Origin of the sequence: Dokdonella sp., from assembly GCF_051958935.1 — a bacterium.
GTDB lineage: Bacteria > Pseudomonadota > Gammaproteobacteria > Xanthomonadales > Rhodanobacteraceae > Dokdonella_A.
In genome coordinates, this window is sequence record NZ_JBQCFP010000061.1 from 1 (window position 1) to 13,744 (window position 13,744).

General features: G+C 64.2%; 16 protein-coding genes and 1 tRNA gene. 10 read left to right on the forward strand and 7 right to left on the reverse strand.

Annotated elements, in window-relative coordinates; all coding sequences use genetic code 11:
- The 4 genes from ACTHK2_RS05745 to ACTHK2_RS05760 all read left to right on the forward strand — a co-directional run.
- On the forward strand, positions 1-295 hold a 295-nt coding region (locus ACTHK2_RS05745; RefSeq protein WP_440244742.1), incomplete at its 5' end, for a hypothetical protein.
- A 78-nt stretch (positions 296-373) separates the two neighbouring features.
- A tRNA-OTHER gene (locus ACTHK2_RS05750) sits at positions 374-470 on the forward strand.
- Between the two features lie 5 nt (positions 471-475).
- Complete coding sequence (locus tag ACTHK2_RS05755) at positions 476-1,318, forward strand: hypothetical protein (protein ID WP_440244743.1); 843 nt, start codon at positions 476-478, stop codon at positions 1,316-1,318.
- Between the two features lie 2 nt (positions 1,319-1,320).
- Positions 1,321-1,614: an integrase core domain-containing protein gene (locus tag ACTHK2_RS05760; RefSeq protein ID WP_440244758.1), complete on the forward strand. Its 294-nt coding sequence runs from the start codon at positions 1,321-1,323 to the stop codon at positions 1,612-1,614.
- On the opposite strand, the gene ACTHK2_RS05765 is transcribed toward ACTHK2_RS05760, so the two are convergent.
- The 4 genes from ACTHK2_RS05765 to ACTHK2_RS05780 form a co-directional block, all read right to left on the reverse strand.
- The gene (locus tag ACTHK2_RS05765) at positions 1,598-1,771 is read right to left on the reverse strand and encodes a hypothetical protein (protein ID WP_440244744.1); all 174 of its coding nucleotides are present in this window, start codon (positions 1,769-1,771) and stop codon (positions 1,598-1,600) included. The two genes, ACTHK2_RS05760 and ACTHK2_RS05765, sit on opposite strands and share 17 nt — an antisense overlap.
- A gap of 1,042 nt (positions 1,772-2,813) precedes the next feature.
- Positions 2,814-3,950: a hypothetical protein gene (locus ACTHK2_RS05770; RefSeq protein ID WP_440244745.1), complete on the reverse strand. Its 1,137-nt coding sequence runs from the start codon at positions 3,948-3,950 to the stop codon at positions 2,814-2,816.
- A 264-nt stretch (positions 3,951-4,214) separates the two neighbouring features.
- On the reverse strand, positions 4,215-5,765 hold the full coding sequence (locus ACTHK2_RS05775; protein WP_440244746.1) for an argonaute/piwi family protein: 1,551 nt from the start codon (positions 5,763-5,765) through the stop codon (positions 4,215-4,217).
- On the reverse strand, positions 5,749-7,131 hold the full coding sequence (locus tag ACTHK2_RS05780; protein WP_440244747.1) for a toll/interleukin-1 receptor domain-containing protein: 1,383 nt from the start codon (positions 7,129-7,131) through the stop codon (positions 5,749-5,751). The genes ACTHK2_RS05775 and ACTHK2_RS05780 overlap by 17 nt, the downstream gene beginning before the upstream one ends.
- A 345-nt stretch (positions 7,132-7,476) precedes the next feature.
- Here ACTHK2_RS05780 and ACTHK2_RS05785 point away from each other — a divergent pair, with 345 nt between their 5' ends.
- Positions 7,477-7,746 (forward strand): DUF2277 domain-containing protein, encoded by a 270-nt coding sequence (locus tag ACTHK2_RS05785; protein WP_440244748.1) that lies wholly within the window; start codon positions 7,477-7,479, stop codon positions 7,744-7,746.
- Positions 7,747-7,788: 42 nt separating this feature from the next.
- Here the strand turns inward: ACTHK2_RS05785 and ACTHK2_RS05790 are convergent, their stop codons facing one another.
- Positions 7,789-8,181 carry a GFA family protein gene (locus ACTHK2_RS05790; protein ID WP_440244749.1) on the reverse strand — a complete coding sequence of 131 codons (393 nt, stop codon included), beginning with the start codon at positions 8,179-8,181 and terminating at the stop codon, positions 7,789-7,791.
- Positions 8,182-8,307: 126 nt separating this feature from the next.
- On the opposite strand from ACTHK2_RS05790, the gene ACTHK2_RS05795 reads away from it, so the two are divergent.
- The 3 genes from ACTHK2_RS05795 to tsaA all read left to right on the forward strand — a co-directional run bounded on the left by ACTHK2_RS05795 (position 8,308) and on the right by tsaA (position 9,685).
- Positions 8,308-8,694 (forward strand): VOC family protein, encoded by a 387-nt coding sequence (locus ACTHK2_RS05795; protein ID WP_440244750.1) that lies wholly within the window; start codon positions 8,308-8,310, stop codon positions 8,692-8,694.
- 96 nt (positions 8,695-8,790) lie between these two features.
- On the forward strand, positions 8,791-9,207 hold the full coding sequence (locus tag ACTHK2_RS05800) for an OsmC family protein (RefSeq protein ID WP_440244751.1): 417 nt from the start codon (positions 8,791-8,793) through the stop codon (positions 9,205-9,207).
- A 70-nt stretch (positions 9,208-9,277) separates the two neighbouring features.
- Positions 9,278-9,685, forward strand: coding sequence for a tRNA (N6-threonylcarbamoyladenosine(37)-N6)-methyltransferase TrmO (gene tsaA, locus ACTHK2_RS05805; RefSeq protein ID WP_440244752.1), 408 nt, complete (start codon positions 9,278-9,280; stop codon positions 9,683-9,685).
- Between the two features lie 30 nt (positions 9,686-9,715).
- Here tsaA and ACTHK2_RS05810 read toward each other — a convergent pair whose 3' ends face one another.
- Entirely contained in the window at positions 9,716-10,351 is a 636-nt protein-coding gene (locus tag ACTHK2_RS05810) for a LysE family translocator (RefSeq protein WP_440244753.1), read from the reverse strand.
- A gap of 128 nt (positions 10,352-10,479) precedes the next feature.
- Between ACTHK2_RS05810 and ACTHK2_RS05815 the strand changes: the two genes are divergently transcribed.
- Positions 10,480-11,262: a dimethylarginine dimethylaminohydrolase family protein gene (locus ACTHK2_RS05815; RefSeq protein WP_440244754.1), complete on the forward strand. Its 783-nt coding sequence runs from the start codon at positions 10,480-10,482 to the stop codon at positions 11,260-11,262.
- A gap of 111 nt (positions 11,263-11,373) precedes the next feature.
- Here the strand turns inward: ACTHK2_RS05815 and ACTHK2_RS05820 are convergent, their stop codons facing one another.
- Complete coding sequence (locus ACTHK2_RS05820) at positions 11,374-12,570, reverse strand: hypothetical protein (protein WP_440244755.1); 1,197 nt, start codon at positions 12,568-12,570, stop codon at positions 11,374-11,376.
- 155 nt (positions 12,571-12,725) lie between these two features.
- On the opposite strand from ACTHK2_RS05820, the gene ACTHK2_RS05825 reads away from it, so the two are divergent.
- Positions 12,726-13,598: a pirin family protein gene (locus ACTHK2_RS05825; RefSeq protein WP_440244756.1), complete on the forward strand. Its 873-nt coding sequence runs from the start codon at positions 12,726-12,728 to the stop codon at positions 13,596-13,598.
- Positions 13,599-13,744 lie beyond the last annotated feature (146 nt).

A 13,744-nucleotide genomic window follows, 5' to 3' on the forward strand; every position in this document is an offset into this window, starting at 1 on the left:
GTACGGGTTCTTGATCGGCTCACTATGTGAAAGCATCACAAAGAACTACCTGCATGGTAGGTGCGGGCAAAACTACAAGCGTCGAAATGCCTGGATGCTGGAGCAAGGCATCATTGATGAACCACTGAGAGACGATCTTGATTGGCTTTGGGACATGCGAAACAACATGCATCTCTTTCAACTTGAGCGTCTCGAGTACATAAATGCATACAACGACGAATTTCACCGGCGGGTTGTACGCACGTTCCGGAGGCTACTCGCGGCACTTGAGGCAGATCACGCAAATGCCAGCTAACTATTCGTTCAAGCCGACACCGCTTCGCGGCGCGGCTTAACTCAGGCGTTAGCCAACAGCAGGTACACTCTCGCATATGCACCAGCGGTCGATTGGGTACAGACGCTCCACTTCAAAATGGTCGCTTAGACCATCTTTAGATGGAGAGAAGCAGGTTCGACTCCTGCCTGGTGCGCCGCGATGAAGCAAACGTTGGCTCGAAAGGCGTTCAAGCAACAATTGGGACAAGCGAACCACTTTCTTGTCACAACGTTGGTGGCACTCCATTGCTTGGATAAGAATCCGCGGCACGAAGCCGCGGGCCTACGCGCCGCTTGGTCTCCAAAGAGTGTGCCCCATTCAATCCAACGATCCCGGGTCTTCATCCTGCATTCGTTCCTTGGCACCGCGGTCGACGCCCTCGATGTGTACTTTTCTCTGCTAAACCGAAAGCCCGACTTTATTCAGGACGCGGGTTTCTCTCAGGCCCTTCAAGCTTGCGGGCGATCGGTTCACAAGAAGGCCACGGCATTTGCCAGCTGGGTGCCGGGCACTACTGTCGAATCGGCTCTTGTTGAAGTGCTAATTGCCTGGCGCAACAACGTCATGCACGAATTGGCCGACAATCTTGTGTCGGACAGCTCTAAGGACACTTTTGAAACGCACGCACATGAAATTGCACAGTCCTATCGCGGCTTGAATCCAGAGAACCTCGTAAAGAAGGCGGAGACGGGAGCTGATCTGACCTTTAAAGAAACTGCTTCACTTATCGGCGCTTCGCATAACTTTGTTGCAGCGATTGACGGATACGTTCTGGCGAAACTGGACAGGCGGTCTTTCTATCTCAATCTTTTGCGCGAATGGCTGTTGCAGAACCCCGATAACCAAGGTTTTCGCACGCGCCTCTTCGATACTAGGGCCGACCGCTGGGATAGCTTCATGTCAAACTGGGCAGGTAACACCCTTCACGCTTCTCCATTAAGCAAAGCCGATCTCGACTCGATAAAGAATCTGGTCCCCTCGTTGAAGTCGACTGTTGGCTAACAATTCGTGTATGGACTCCCCTTGCAAGTGACCGAGTGATTTCGCTTCTGGCAATCCAATACATCCAACCGGGAAAGCCCAACCAGAACGCCTACATCGAACGCTTCAACCGGACGTTCCGCGAGGAGGTTCTCGATCCGTACCTGTTCCTGCGCGTCGAAGACCTGCGCGAGGCCGCCTACTGGTGGACGATCGAGTACAACGAGCGACGTCCCCATGATGCGCTCGGCGGCCAGACACCGATCGAAGTTCGCCAACAGCACACCAGCGGTTCTACTTTCAAACCGTCTGCTTGACGGGGGAGCCTACGCGCTGGCTCGCGAGCCCCGTCGTCGCTGCGCTCGCGATCGGCAGCAGCGAGGTCGCAATCACGCTGATCGCGACGCACGGCAACGCCCCACTCGGCCAGCTCGTGTTCTTCGCCCCCGCTGCGGTTTCCGCGGCGACGGGCATCTGGCTCGCGATTCGAGAGCGGCCTATTGGGAACGACGAGCCGCTGTCCCGCGATGCATGACGGACAACGCCCGCCCCATCGAAAGCTCCGCTACTTCGTGCTAGTCTGATCGCTCGACACGCGCTCTAAGCTCGCTGGGTCGAATTGCCGCGAAACGAGCTGGCCATTCTCATCCCATGTGCAGACCCATCTATCGGGAGTGCCGCCAAGGATCATGACTTGCTGGGTACCTAATACTCGAACGGGTGTGCCGGTCACAAAGTCTGCTTTGTTCACACGACGTCTCCGTGCTCAATGTGCGCGGAATCATACACGATCGCCTTGAGAGACGATGCGCGTCTGAAGTGACTGTGGCAGCTTCACATCGTTGGAAGTCGACCCGCGTCATCGCTTAGTGGCTTTCGCCGGCGTCCCTGTGCACGGGCGCGAATTCGCTGACTCGGCGGGTCGGAGGGTAGTATCCACGAGCTGAATCAGGCGGATGCCGACAGACATCATGCAAGCATGTAAGAAATGTCTGACGCCACTTGTAGGTCCGCAACGCCCGATGAGGCGTAGGCTAGTTCGCGTCTTAGTGTGCGTGCGGTCAGACGACGTGCTGGCGAGCGCGCACCTAAGCGGCTGCGGTAGACTGACGCCGCACGGCGACGCCGCGCGTATGGCACGCGATGGGATTAATGCGTGAGCGGTTGCGCGTCGGCGGAAAAGGTCGGGGAGTTTATCGTCGCGCGCATCCGCGGCGAACCCACAGCTAAGCACCTGCGCGAGACGTAGGCAAAGGTTCTGTGGCTCGTGGCGACGACGGTGCCGGACGCTTGCTCTACGACGCGTCACAGATGCATGCGCCGCCCGTCGACGTGCCCTGGGCCCATCGTGCGCTTCGATCGGCTGGCCGATACCGCTCTGCAGCTATAGGAATGGCGGCTTCCGGCCAGAAGCGGACGCCCGCAGGTGGCGCATCGCCAACGCGCGCGTTCCAGTTCATTAGTTCGATATCCTTGCATGGATATCGCGATGCCACTTCAGTTGGCTTGGGAACTGCTACAAGTCCGGGAAGAGGGGCCCGGGCCGTGTTCCTTCATGCCAGGACATGGTTCCGTCTTCTCCGATGGCATGGGGGAACTGAAGGAGATCGGCAGTCACAGGGTAGTTGGCCCAAGGATGTAGATAGAGAGTGGGCTTGCGCGATTCTAGGTTGTAGACGTTCAAGCCATCGAACAGCCACGCGGCGCTCACCCGCTTGAATTGTGGACCCGAATTTCCGATCCACGCTCCATTAGGAGCGCGGGACAATCGCGCTGGCGCATCGCGATCCGTGATCGATACCGTGACCTGCTCTTGCCCGAACAAGGCCTGCATTTCATCGATGCGGTTTAGGAAGTAGCCGCCGAAGTTTACGGCGACGACGAACGGCCGATCGAATGTTCCGTACTTGGAGCCCTTAAATCGAATGGCGTCACGAATCGGGCTCCAGGAATCCACCCAACCAGCCCTACCCATCTGCCCGGCCAACAGGCGAGTCGATTGACCGCGTGCGCCTTTCGATAACGGAAACGCTTTCAGCGAGATCATTAAGTCCTCATGCGCCCAGTCCAGCGACGGCAGCATCTCGTGGCCACCGGCTTCCATGGCCTCTAGTACCGCGTCCGGATCCAATCCGTCGAGCCACGCTAATGTCTTGCGAAGCAGCGCATTTCGACTCGGTTGCGTAGTCGGCTGGCCGCTCGTCGAAACCATTACCAGAAAATTCCGATGGTAATTGCTCGAAAAGATATCCAGGGTCGTAGCTACGAGCGGATGTTGGTAAAGGCCGCCGCCTTGGTCTTCGCTGGCAAGCACCGCTTCGAGATAGAACTCGTCGCCGCTAGGCGATTCAACCAGGAAGTCCGGCCGTGACGTCCGTCCAGGTAGAGCTGGATGAGGGGCCAGCTTGAATCCTCGGTTGGACAACAGCGCGAACAACAACAGTTCGAATTCTGCCGAGTGGAAGTGAGTGTCGTTGCCACTTTGGAAACGACGGACGAGATCGTCGGGATCGGGGTAGATCGCAACCAGTGCTTCAAGCCGCGACCTTGCGAGATGCATCTCCTCGCGCGCAGATCGGTTCAGGAAAGCGAATTCCGTCTCGGCATGCAGCTTCGGCGATGCATCGGTCCTAGGAGTGGTGTCAAAGATCATCGGTGAAAAGTCTATCTCACCCCCTCAGGCTCTCAAATCTCTAGCGCGATGTCAGCGCTGGCCGTACGGCGAGACGCTCAGCTAATCGATCCCAGTTGGCCTAGGTCCGCTTTGGGTCGCATAGCGTCAATCGCAATCCAGCCAGAAGCGGACACCTCTTGCCTTCTCGAATCAAAATAGCAACCGCCAGCCCAACAAAAACGTAGTGCGGAATTCGGGAGCGCGCGGACCTAAGCCAGTCGACCGTCCACGCCCGCACTAGCTCTAGATGTAGTGCTTGAAGGGCAACATCGGTTCGGAGCGCAACGGTGCGGCGACCAGAATTTCGCCAATCGCATTCGCGAAGCGAAGGGTCACTGGAAATCGATCATTGAAAAGACAGCTGTTGAAATTGATCTTGCTCAAGGCTAGGACATCTGCCATCACCGTCAGTACTGGGGCCTCGCCTCGACGGATGGCGACGTGCAGTGGGTTCGGGGTGTCCGGGCCCATGTAGGTATCCAGGCGAGGGACGTAACCCGAGGTCCAAAGGTATCCCGCGCGCTTGTTGGCGACCAGAGCGGTGCCTCGGATGACCGGGTAGTCGCCTGGTCGGAACAACTTCAAGTCATCCCAGGAATCCGTGATCTGCACGCCAACAGGATTGGTGTCCCCGCTGCATGCACTGCGAAATCCATCCCACTCGTCATCGTCAAAGCGCGACTGCGCATGGATGAACAGTTCGGCCGGATCGTGGCCATGCTTGTTTCGATACTCGGCAATCACCGTCGTTGCGAGCCGGTGCGCCGCCTCGGCGTCCAGATGATATTGCTTGGTCTCGGGGTTGTACCAGGGGCCTAGTGCGCCGCGGAAAACGATGCCTTCGCCATCGGCGAGGAACATCTGCGCGGCACAGCACGCGTAGCGCTGGTCCTCGCCCTGTGGCTGCTGCTTATAGACGAGTCCCACGTAACACACGCCCGGTCGCACCCCGGCAAGTTGCCAGGGACGTCCGCCTGACTTGTAGTAAGACCCGGTGGAGAGCTTCCAAGCAATCGTCGCCGGGTCCTCCACGCGGCGCTTCGGTTGGTCCGTGCCGGCCTTGAGGAATCGGCTCGGCGCTAGCGTCGTCTCACGGACGATCTGAGTCACGACCTTATGATCGAGCAGACGCGCCTTCAGCTGGCGACGAAAGTTCTTCTCGTATTGGTAGACCTCGGCGTCCTTCTCGTCCTGGGCGAACAGCGAGGATTGATACGCCATCTTCTTTGCTTGCTTCTCGCTCAAGAGAATCTTTCCAGGCATCCGATCGAGCTTCGACACCGCGGACTGGGGGCGCCCGAGCTCATAGACGAACTCCGGAATGACCACGTACCAGAACTGTGGTGGATCCTCGAGGCGCTTGGATTCGGCGATGAGTCGATCGACGTAGGTGTCGACCAGTTCCTTAATCGCCTCGTGGCGGTTGCCAATATGTGCCTTCTGCCGGAGGTCATCCTCCGATAGGTCGCTGATTACGCAGGCCGGCGTGTCGGACCAGTGAGCGAAGTACGCCTCCGCGAAGCCGGGAAACGGGACATGGTGCGGAGCGTTCTCCTTGGCGGCGCGTCCGCGTGGCGGTACCGGAATGAACCTCGATACCTGCGACGCCCATTCCTGAAAGCACGCAAGGGACTGAGCTGTCCCGATAAAGCCATAGCGGATCGAGCGCGGGACGGCGTCGGCATCCGAGGGTCCAAACAGGTACAAGCCGTCGCGGGGATAGGTCGCACGCTGGCCAAAACGAAATTCCAGCGACGGCTCCTCGATGTGCAGAAGCTCAAGGCGATTCTTCATTGCCGTCGCCCTCCTCTTCATTCCAGTCGCCGTAATCGATGTCCGGATCGTCCTCATCAGCTTCCGCGTCACCGCTTTCGGACACGCCGAATCGAGCGCGCGGTGTGTACGGTGGCAGAGACGCAACCAAACTCTCGGTCGGCGACACCGGGAAGACAATCTCGTCGGTTCCGCCGGAAACCCACCACAAGTACGCCAGCAACATGTCGCGCCAACGTGCGTTTCGCCAGCTCGCCGCAAAGGATCGGCGAAGGCGATGAGCTTTCTTAGGATCGTCGATCACATCCATGCCGTTCGTGGAGAACAGCAGGCGGGGCGCGAGCCGCAGGTGCGGCTTGGGGAAATCGCGAACTTGGGCATTCAAGCCGTAGTGCCAGAATACCTTGCGCTTCTCGGACTGCCCCATGATCTGGCGCGATCCTTTCGCATGCTTCCAGTCGAAGGACACTTTGGTCTTGGGAGCCCTGCGAATGTCCGCCCACCAAGTGCGCCGGCCGCGGGAGTTGACCATCCCCGACATCTCCATACGATGCATGGACAGATCGAAGGCTTGATTGCCCAAGTCGGAGAAGTGACGTCGGGCGACGTAGCTTTCGATGCCTTGCTCCGGCCAGCCGTCGGCTAGGAATCGGGCCAAGGGAATCGCCCCGACCACCCCCGCAGGAACGCCAGGACGCACTTCACCCGCGGCGTTAGGCGAAACGAACGTCAGGGCGCCATTGCGATAGGGCACGAGCGGATAGGCCGCGAGATCGCGCATATGAAAGCGCGCGATGTCGAATCCGAACGGTGGTTCGCAATAGTAGAGCGTCTCCGGAAACGACTTGAACGGAAGCCAGTTCGACATCAGGTACTCGTCGCGCGCGATCAATCGGGTCGCTCCACGGGTCTGATCCTCCAGCCACGCCTCCAGCGCGTTGCCGGCGCCCGTTCGCGGGATTGCTGGGTTCGCCGAAAGCAGCTCCGACAGTTCGATGAAGCCCTGCGACCAGCCCCGCGCGAAGTCGATGTACTGCAGGTGCGCGATTCGAAACGGCGCATCGAAGGCCGCCAAGCGAAGCGGGATGATGAACTCGGGGTCCGAGATTGATTTTCCAACGGCGGTCGCGATCTCGACTTCGTTGCGAACTCCCTGCTTCTCTAGTCCGTCAGGGGTGCACACCAACAGCATTTTTAGCGATCGGTGCCGAAGCGCATCTTCCAGCTTTCGCGCCCAGTCCGAGCCTCCATGCAGCACGAACAGGTCCGCCCAGACCTCATACCCCAAGGCGGTCAGCTTAGCGCCGAGCCAGCGCACGAAGGCGTTATCCTCTGGCGTCGCGTGAGAGATAAAGATTGCCTGTCGAGTGACGCTCATCTCGTTCATGCGCTGCCTCTGTCCACTGGAAACTCCTTCGACGATCGCCAGATACTGACGCGTCGGACTGCGCTGAGGCGGAAATCATATCGACTTCGCCCGTGAACGCCGTACGTCGCTTGACGGGCCTATCCACTGCGCTGCTACCGAGCATAGGCCGTTAGGTCCGCTTTGGCTCGTAAGCAGTCACTCGCCGGCACGGGACTGATCATTGCGGCCGGCGAGTTGATCATCATCGTTGATCAGTTCGCCGGTGCATTTGCTCCGGCGCAAGTGACCGTGCGCTACCATCATGATGGTCCGAGGTGGCGCCGGATCGGCGCCGCGATCGCGCGACGAACGTTGGAGGCTTGCATGTGCAGGAACATCAAGACGCTGTACAACTTCGATCCGCCGGCGACGCAGGACGAGATCCGCGCATCGGCGCTGCAGTTCGTGCGCAAGCTGAGCGGGTTCAATACGCCCTCCAAGGCGAACGAAGCCGTATTCAACGCCGCGGTCGAACAGGTGAGCGAGGCGGCGACGACGCTCATCCATTCGCTGTTCACGCTGAGCACGCCGAGGAACCGCGAGGTCGAGCGCGCGAAGCTCGTGATCGCTTCGGCGAAGCGCTTCGGGCGCTGATGCGCCGCGACCGCGCGCGCGGGCCGCGCCAACGCGGGCACCTCAATCCTCGAAGCGGCTCGTATCGGGGCGATCGCGCTCGTAGTGTCGCGCGAGGGGGAACGGCGGCAACCACGCTTCGCGGCGGATCGTCCAGAGCTCGTAGGTGGGCTTGAACGCGTCGGGTGCGTCGAATGCGCCGAGGCTGATTTCGATTTCGTCGCCACTGCGCCCGAACACGGAAGAACCGCAGCGCGGGCAGAAATGCCGCCCGGCGTAGCCGCGCGTTTCGCCTTCGATCGTCACCGCGTCCTCGGGGAAGATCGCCGACGCGTGGAACAGGGCGCCGTGATGCTTGCGGCAATCGAGGCAATGGCACAGGCCGACGCGATACGGGCGTCCGGTCGCGATGACGCGCACGTCGCCGCAGAGGCAGCCACCGGTGACTCGTTCCATGCACGCTCTCCTCGCACGTAGGACAGGCAGGCATGGTGGCACGGATGCGTCGCCGCGTCGCCGCCGCCCGGCCGTCGGCGCGTTCCGGTAGAGTGCGCGTCTCGATCGGCGAGCACGGGAATCTTCATGAAGCGCGTCACCGGCATTGGCGGCATCTTCTTCAAGTCCAGGGACCCGAAGGCGCTCGGCGCCTGGTACAAGCGGCACCTCGGCATCGACGTGCAGGCGTGGGGCGGCGCTGCGTTCCGCTGGAACGGCCCCGACAACCCCGATGGCGTCGGCACGACGGCATGGAATCCGTTCCCCGAAGACACCGGCTACTTCGCGCCGAGCACCGCGTCGTTCATGATCAACTACCGTGTCGACGACCTGCATGCGTTGCTCGCGGCCCTGCGCGCCGAAGGCGTGCAGGTCGAGGACAGGGTCGAGGAGTCGGAGTACGGCACGTTCGGTTGGGCCGTCGACCCCGACGGCAACAAGTTCGAGCTGTGGCAGCCGCCTGCGGGCAACTGAGAGGTTGCAGGCAAGCCAGGGCGCGCGCACGCCGTCCGCGCGCACGCGCTCGTCCATCGTCCCATCGACGCCTTCGATCGTCGGGAGGAATGCTGCATGGAGATTTCGGCCCACCTGCGCGACCGCGCGGGCCAACATGATGTGCGGGTATCGACCGCGGGCAACGAGCGACCGTTGGTCGTTGCTGCGAAGGCGAATGGGCGCGGCGGCGCGGTCAATGGGGGCGAGCTGCTCATGGCCGCGCTGGCGACCTGCTATTGCAACGATCTCTACCGCGAGGCGGCTCGACTCGGCATCGGCATCGACGGCTGCGAAGTGATTGCGAGCGCGGTGTTCGACGGTATCGGGCAGCCCGCACGATCGATCACCTATGCCGCGACGGTCGAGTCCTCGGCCGCCCCTGCCGAGGTCGAGCACCTGCTCGCGGAAACCGACCGGCGCGCCGAGGTGCATAACACGATCCGCGCGGGCATCGCTGTCGGTCGTGTCGCGTGGAACGGGCGACCGGCTTGACCGCGCGTCCCGGCTCGGCATCGCAGCAGGCCCGCTGGCGTGGCGCGTACGCCAGCGACGTGGAGGAAGCATGATCAGCCTCGATCCGATCGGACACGTGCGCTCGACGCTCACGCGCCGCGAGCACGCGCCCAAACAGGGCCACGAGGGCGCGCCGGTCGCGCGGCTCGTGTTCGAGCCGCGCGTCATCCTGGCGCTCGCGAACGTGCAGCGCGGCGACGAACTGCTCGTACTGACCTGGCTGCACGAGGCGGATCGCGACACGTTGCAGGTGCATCCGCGTGACGACCCGCGGCTGCCGTTGACCGGCGTCTTCAGCACGCGTTCCCAGGATCGGCCCAATCCCATCGGCGTGCACCGCGTGCGCGTGACGAGCATCGTGGGGCCGGCGGAGCTCGAGATCGCCGATCTCGAGGCGTTCGACGGCACGCCGGTGCTCGACATCAAGACCGTGCTCGACCGGCTTCGCGAGCGCTAGGTCGCGCGGGGCTGCCTGGCGACCCCTGCCTCAGCGCGCCCGCGCCTGCGTCGCCATTTGGATCGCGAGGCCGCCGAGCACGCTGCCCATGAACCAGCGCTGCACCGTGAGCCAGGTCGGGCGCTGCGCGAGGAAGCTCGCGATGGAACCGGCGAGCAGCACGACGCTGCCGTTGACGAGCATGCTGATCGTGATCTGGATCGCGCACAGCAGCAGCGACTGCGCGAACACGTGGCCAGCGGCCACGTCGATGAACTGCGGCAGCAGCGAGAGATAGAGCAGCGCCGCCTTCGGGTTGAGCAGGTTGGTCATGAGGCCCATCGTGACGAGCTTGCGGCGCGAATCCTTCGGCAGCTCGCGCGGCGCGAACGGCGAGCGGCCGCCGGGCTTGAGCGCCTGCCAGGCGAGCCAGCCGAGGTAGAGCGCGCCGCCGAAGCGCAGCACGTCGTAGGCGATCGGCACCGTGAACAGCAGCGCGGTGAGGCCGAACGCGGCGAGCAGCGAATAGACGACGAAGCCGAGCGCGGTGCCGGCGAGCGAGGTGAGCCCGGCGGCGGGCCCCTGGCTGATCGAGCGCGAGGTGAGATAGATCATGTTCGGCCCCGGCGTGAGCGCCATGCCGAGGCAGAGCAGGCTGAAACCGAGCGTCGCGTGGGGCAGCGTCATGAACGGCTCCGGGCAGGAGGCGCGCATTCTGCCGCGCCCGCGTCGCGGGCGACAGGTCCACTTCGGCGGTGCCATCGCGCCGATTTGCGCGAGAATAGGCTCCTTCCGTTTCCATCGAAAGGCGGCCGATGCACCCCTCGTCCCTCATTGCGATCACGCGCGACGTCAGCCCCAGCCTCGCCGCGTGCGAACTGTCGTTCGTCGAGCGCGCGCCGATCGATCTCGACCGCGCGGTCGAACAGCATCGCGCCTATCGCAGCGCGCTCGCGGCGCTCGGCTGCGAGGTGCATGACCTGCCCGCGCAGGCGGAATTTCCGGACGCGGTGTTCGTCGAGGATGTCGCGATCGTCGTCGACGAGATCGCGGTGATGACGCGCCCCGGCGCCCCGTCGCGCCGCGGCGAAGGCGCGACGGTGGCGCCGCTGCTCGCGCGCTGGCGTAGCCTGCGCGCGATCGAAGCGCCGGGCACGCTCGATGGCGGCGACGTGTTGCGCATCGGCCGGCGCGTCTGCGTGGGTGAATCGGCGCGCAGCAATGCGGCGGGCATCGCGCAGTTGCGCGCGCTGCTCGCGCCCCATGGATACACGGTGCAGGGCGTGCCGATCCACGGTTGCCTGCATCTCAAGTCCGCGGTCACCGCCCTCGCCGACGACACCGTGCTGGTGCAGCCGGCATGGGTCGACCGCGCGGCGTTCGCCGGCTATCGCATCGTCGAGGTCGACACGGCCGAGGAGCATGCGGCGAACGTGCTGCGCATCGGCGATCGCGTGATCTCGCCCGCATGCTTCCCGCGCACGCATGCGCGCATCCGCGTCGCGGGCGTCGAGGTCGTCGCGGTCGACGTATCGGAGTTGCAGAAGGCGGAAGGGGCGGTGACGTGTTGCAGCCTCGTGTTCACTTCGGCGCCGTGAACATGGCGTTCGCCGACGGCATCGCGGCTGAAGCCGCTCCCACCGCAAGCGGGTACGCGACCTGCGGCGTGCCTCTGCAGGAGCGGCTTCGGCCGGGATGCTCTCCGGCCCTCAGCTCCCAGCCCTCAGCCATCGCTTCATCCGAATCGCCTCCAGCGCGAGGTACGACGGCTCCATCCACCGCGACGCCGCCGCGCGCAGCGCGTCGTCGACGGCGTCGTTCTTGTCGGCGCGATCATCGGTGAACGCGATGTGCGGCCGCTTCGCGTGCCGCGTGAACGTGGCCGCGTAGCGGTCCGCGTCGACGGCCGCGGGGTCGAGTCCGAACAGGCGCGGGATGCGTGTCGGGAGCGCATCCGACGACGCATCGGCGAGTTCGCTGTAGTTGACGAGCTGCTCCGGTCGCACGTGGGGTACGACGGCCGCGCAGATCGAGCCGAGCACGCGTGCCGCGTGTTCGGTCATCGAGAACGGAGCGTCCGCAGGCGCTGGCGCGAGCCATGGCTCGGGCAGCATGCCGGGCACCGTGTGACGCCCCGACTCGCGCGCGTGCGAGACGAGCACTTCGTGCGGCGCGCGATACGCGAACAGCCACGGCACGCCGGGCAGCAGCGACTGCAGCGCACCGAGCGCGAGCGCATGCCAGGCATCGAGCTTGATGATGACGCGCGCATCGTCGCGCCTGGGCTGGCACAGCGCTGCGAGTGCCGCGCGGAACGTGAGCGCTTCAGGATCCATGCCGGACAGCGCCGCCATCAGCGCGGTGTCGAGCAGGCCGGGTTCGCTCACCACGCGCGTGCCGGGCCATGCCTTGAGCGCCTGCGCGATCAGGGTGGATCCGCAGCGCGATTCGTGCACGATCAGTCCGGCGAGTGGCAACGCCTCGGCCTCGAGTTCGGCGACCAGCGTGGGCGTGACCGGCGTGCGCTGCGCGAACCAGCGGTTGAACGGCCGGTAGCGCAGCGCCGCGACGACATGCTCGTGGAACGGCGCATCGGGCACGTCGCCGCAGCCCCAGACGAGTTCCGCGCCGTGCATGCTCCATTCGAGCGCGAGCGGCTGCCAGTCGCGTCGCTGCGCGCTCGGCCATGCCGCGCGCGCCGGCTGCGCCGGCGCCGCCTGATGGTAGGCGAGGGCGGCGAGCACGGGCGCATCGTCGGCGTGGCCATGCACGGCGTTCGCCGCGAGCAGGGCGTCGCGGAACGTATCGGAGGCGGGAATCGCCGCGAGCGCAGCCGCCTGCGCGGGGTGCAGCAGCAGCCAGTCGGCGCAGCGGGCGAGGGCCTGTTCGGGGGTCGTGGTGGACATCGCGGGATCATAGCGGTGCGTGCGCGACGCCGGCAGCGGTCGTTTCCCCACGGCAACGGCGCGTCGCGGCGGCGGCCACTACTGCGGCGCGCCGCGAAGCCCTATGTTGGCATCAGGAGAAGGCCGCCCGTTCGGGCGAGCCGTTGGAGATCGCGATGAAGAAGGTTCTTGCCGTGCAGGCCGCGCCGCGGCCGCACTGGGTGGGCGACGGGTTCCCCGCGCGCTCGATGTTCTCGTACGACAGCCACGGCCAGGCGCTGAGCCCGTTCCTGCTGCTCGACTACGCGGGGCCGATGACGTTCGAGCCGGCCGCGCGCCCGCGCGGCGTCGGCGAGCATCCGCACCGCGGCTTCGAGACGGTCACGATCGTCTACGAAGGCGAGGTCGCGCACCGCGACTCGACCGGCGCGGGCGGGCGCATCGGCCCGGGCGACGTGCAGTGGATGACGGCGGCATCGGGCATCCTGCACGAAGAGTTCCATTCCGAGGCGTTCACGCGCAGCGGCGGCCTGCTCGAGATGGTGCAGCTGTGGGTCAACCTGCCCGCGAAGGACAAGATGTCCGCGCCCGGCTACCAGACCCTGCTCGACGCACAGATTCCGCGCGTCGCGCTGCCCGGCGACGCCGGCAGCGTGCGCGTGATCGCCGGCGAGTACGCAGGCCGGCGCGGCCCTGCGCGCACGTTCACGCCGGTCGACGTCTGGGACGTGCGCCTCGCCGCCGGCCGTCGCGCGAGGTTCGACCTGCGCGATGGCCACACGACTGCGCTCGTCGTGCTGCGCGGCACCGTGCTCGTCAACGGCAGCGAGATCGCGCGCGAGGCGCAGCTCGTCGTGTTCGACCGCACTGGTGCGACGATCGAGGTGGAGGCGAACAGCGACGCGACGTTCCTGCTGCTCGCGGGCGAACCGATCGACGAGCCGATCGTCGGCTACGGCCCGTTCGTGATGAACAGCGCCGCCGAGATCCGGCAGGCGGTCGAGGATTTCAACAGCGGCCGCTTCGGCCGCATCGCACAGCCTGCGTGAGCGGGCCTGCGCCCGTCGCCGCTCGCGCGGCGCGGGCGCGCCGCCTCAGCCCTTGGCGAACGAATCGCGCAGGGTGACCGTGCGGTTGAATACCGGCTTGCCGTCGGTGTGGTCGGCGAGGTCGGCGACGAAATAGCCGAGCCGCT

Excerpts from the sequence above, each read along its gene's own strand:
- ACTHK2_RS05755 (WP_440244743.1), top strand. The coding sequence starts at position 476 with ATGAAGCAAACGTTGGCTCGAAAGGCGTTCAAGCAACAATTGGGACAA.
- ACTHK2_RS05765 (WP_440244744.1), bottom strand. The coding sequence starts at position 1,771 with ATGCCCGTCGCCGCGGAAACCGCAGCGGGGGCGAAGAACACGAGCTGG.
- ACTHK2_RS05770 (WP_440244745.1), bottom strand. The coding sequence starts at position 3,950 with ATGATCTTTGACACCACTCCTAGGACCGATGCATCGCCGAAGCTGCAT.
- ACTHK2_RS05775 (WP_440244746.1), bottom strand. The coding sequence starts at position 5,765 with ATGAAGAATCGCCTTGAGCTTCTGCACATCGAGGAGCCGTCGCTGGAA.
- ACTHK2_RS05780 (WP_440244747.1), bottom strand. The coding sequence starts at position 7,131 with ATGAACGAGATGAGCGTCACTCGACAGGCAATCTTTATCTCTCACGCG.
- ACTHK2_RS05785 (WP_440244748.1), top strand. The coding sequence starts at position 7,477 with ATGTGCAGGAACATCAAGACGCTGTACAACTTCGATCCGCCGGCGACG.
- ACTHK2_RS05790 (WP_440244749.1), bottom strand. The coding sequence starts at position 8,181 with ATGGAACGAGTCACCGGTGGCTGCCTCTGCGGCGACGTGCGCGTCATC.
- ACTHK2_RS05795 (WP_440244750.1), top strand. The coding sequence starts at position 8,308 with ATGAAGCGCGTCACCGGCATTGGCGGCATCTTCTTCAAGTCCAGGGAC.
- ACTHK2_RS05800 (WP_440244751.1), top strand. The coding sequence starts at position 8,791 with ATGGAGATTTCGGCCCACCTGCGCGACCGCGCGGGCCAACATGATGTG.
- tsaA (WP_440244752.1), top strand. The coding sequence starts at position 9,278 with ATGATCAGCCTCGATCCGATCGGACACGTGCGCTCGACGCTCACGCGC.
- ACTHK2_RS05810 (WP_440244753.1), bottom strand. The coding sequence starts at position 10,351 with ATGACGCTGCCCCACGCGACGCTCGGTTTCAGCCTGCTCTGCCTCGGC.
- ACTHK2_RS05815 (WP_440244754.1), top strand. The coding sequence starts at position 10,480 with ATGCACCCCTCGTCCCTCATTGCGATCACGCGCGACGTCAGCCCCAGC.
- ACTHK2_RS05820 (WP_440244755.1), bottom strand. The coding sequence starts at position 12,570 with ATGTCCACCACGACCCCCGAACAGGCCCTCGCCCGCTGCGCCGACTGG.
- ACTHK2_RS05825 (WP_440244756.1), top strand. The coding sequence starts at position 12,726 with ATGAAGAAGGTTCTTGCCGTGCAGGCCGCGCCGCGGCCGCACTGGGTG.